Source organism: Moorena sp. SIO3I6, assembly GCF_010672095.1.
In genome coordinates this window covers 1-2,446 of record NZ_JAAHHU010000684.1, presented here as the reverse complement: position 1 = coordinate 2,446, position 2,446 = coordinate 1, and the positions used below count along the sequence as shown (strand labels likewise).

3 protein-coding genes and 1 pseudogene are annotated in these 2,446 nt (G+C 42.8%); 1 reads left to right on the top strand and 3 read right to left on the bottom strand.

Annotated elements, in window-relative coordinates:
• The 3 genes and pseudogenes from F6K49_RS41395 to pipX all read right to left on the bottom strand — a co-directional run.
• Nucleotides 1-251: pseudogene (locus F6K49_RS41395) on the bottom strand (cell division protein SepF); the annotation flags it as partial.
• Between the two features lie 314 nt (nucleotides 252-565).
• Nucleotides 566-844 carry a hypothetical protein gene (locus F6K49_RS41390; RefSeq protein ID WP_293085475.1) on the bottom strand — a complete coding sequence of 93 codons (279 nt, stop codon included), beginning with the start codon at nucleotides 842-844 and terminating at the stop codon, nucleotides 566-568.
• Between the two features lie 21 nt (nucleotides 845-865).
• A complete protein-coding gene (pipX, locus tag F6K49_RS41385; RefSeq protein WP_070396730.1) occupies nucleotides 866-1,135 on the bottom strand; it encodes a transcriptional coactivator PipX in 270 nt (89 codons plus the stop codon).
• Nucleotides 1,136-2,073: 938 nt separating this feature from the next.
• Here pipX and F6K49_RS41380 point away from each other — a divergent pair.
• Nucleotides 2,074-2,446: FAD-dependent oxidoreductase (locus tag F6K49_RS41380; RefSeq protein WP_293106924.1), on the top strand; the 373-nt coding region annotated here is incomplete at its 3' end.

Genomic DNA, 2,446 nt, shown 5'->3' with positions numbered 1-2,446 from the left:
CCATTGACTGCTCCAGGCATGCCAATCACATTATTGATCGGAGATGGCCCTACCCCTGCTTCTGATACCGTTGTCCGCTCCCGAGAACGTCGTCTGGTCGGACGTTCCTCCTCTGGTGGCGGTTGAACCGGTTGCTCTTGTGGGTAGGGAGTTGGGTAGGCATCCCCCTCAATGTCTTCATATTCGTATTCGTATTCCACTGGCTCATTCAGACCGACGAAATCGCGCAGCTTATTAAAAATACCGCTCATAGTCAACTCTCCATCACAACTTTAGTGTAAGCTTCTGCAAAGCCGATAATCGACCTTCTCTAGGGCAGCAGTCTTTAGTAGATGCTTAGACTAGAACTTAAACAGTCTAACTTACCCCTGAGCTTACTTAATAATTTTCACCCTTGAGAACACCACAAGGTTATCAATATAAAAGATATATCTGCCTTCTGATCGGGGTGTAGTTCTCGAAAAAAGCAACTTTCAGAAGGCTATGCCATTATATATAAGAGGGCAATATTGATGATGGATGTGGTTGGGTATATACTACCCCATTACTTCCTCATCCGATAATCTCATTTCAGCAGACGCTCACAATGGTCGTTGGGACTTACTTTTGGCGGTAAGACCAACCCATTCAACAACCTTCGATTTGGTTGTGGGTACTTCAAATTTAGCTTCCAGCAAAAGAAGCCCCAGGTCGTAACCACTTTTGGAGGCAATCCCGCAGATGGCGCAGCATCAGCCCCTCCCCTAGCTTCTAGGGACCTAGTTTTAGTAACTGCTTTCAGCGGTAAATTGGGTGGGATTTGTTGGCGAATCTTGGTAATGGGTTCTGTAATTAAACCAATCATGGGAAGGTTTCCTTATGGAACTTATTGGAAGGTTTGCTGATGGATAACTCTAAGCTGCTCATAATCAGCCGATGAACCACTGCGCCTAAGTAAGCGCAGGCGATTTTCTACCAACAGCCGAGCCTCAGAACGACTGATTGGCTCAAAGGCAATGCCATTGGTAGTACTTTTCACCAAAAAGAAAAGTCTCTGGGCATAGATCGTAGTGAACAACTCTTGTTGTGGTTCAACAATGCAAACTCGAAACAGTAGACCAAAATTGGGGTGATTGAGGTAGTTTTCAGAACTCATCAAAATCCATATTAGGCGGGACTTGAGCACCGAACGATCTTAGGTTAGGTCAAATAAGTCATTGCCATGGCTTACTTTCCCTTAGTAAGGTTAGTGGTATTATGCCAGGGGTTTGGTTGGTTAGTGAATTCAGGTAAGACTAGGAGTCAGCAAGACCCTAACAATTCCTAAAGACCAAAACCGAAGTTATAGAGATAATAGCTTGAGCGCGTGGATTTGAGTTTGCCAGGTAGAAAATTAGAGCTAGTGGTGATTTTGTTTCTGACGGCATTAGACTTCTAAGATAATGGCCATCTGATATAACTTACCAAGTCTACCCAAATCTGCTATAACAAAATCTCTCCTACCTTGGTTGAACTCCTCAATACCGATACCAACCGATTTGAGATAGACTGAGGATTGAGAAGACGCTCATAGGGAAAGAGGATGGGGAAGGAAAAAATACACTAATCGTTTTGGCTATAGTTTTAGCTGTGAATTCGTGAAACTTTAATAAAGATTCCTCAAAACTCTACATGTTTCAAAAATTATAGGTCAATAATGGTTATACAAACTAATGATTACCCTAATAATTAGCCAACTAAACTATCCGGATTAACGAGTCTAATGACTGAAAAATTGAATGAACAAGAGACAAAAACTATCAGTGTAGAGGTGCATCCAGATAATAACTGATTAGGCGTTTTCAGGATGTTATCGATTAAGGGTAAGCATTTTGGTAATAGCCTAATCTCGACCCTGCAATGTTTGTAGGGTCATTATTATGAATTGATAGTGATTTTACAATTCCCGAATGTTAGTTTGTCTCAATTGCTGGGCATCAAGCGTGAGTAAGTCCTGGTAAATTGGTCACTCAACTTGGATAGTAGGCTGACACACTGGGCCGTTAGTCTTTGAAATTCAATCGATAAATCTTTGAGGAGTAAAGTAGAAACATCATGTTTGACTGCATAATCGTTGGTGCGGGACCGGCTGGTGGAACTGCTGCTTATCACCTGGCTAAAGCTGGAAAGTCTGTGGTGGTTCTAGAAAAAGAATCCTTACCCCGGTACAAGGCTTGTAGTGGTGCGGTTTCCCCACAAGTGCAACAGTGGTTTGATTTCGACTTTACACCTGCGATATCTCTGAAAGCTGAGAGTGTACGCTACACCTGGAAAATGGATGATCCAGTAGAGGTGAAACTGGACACTCAAGAACCAGTTTGGATGGTGCAACGGGATGTTTTCGATCACTATCTCATCCAACAAGCCCAAAAACAAGGTGCTGAAATTCGAGATAATACAGCAGTTACAGGGGTAGAGTTTAAGGGGG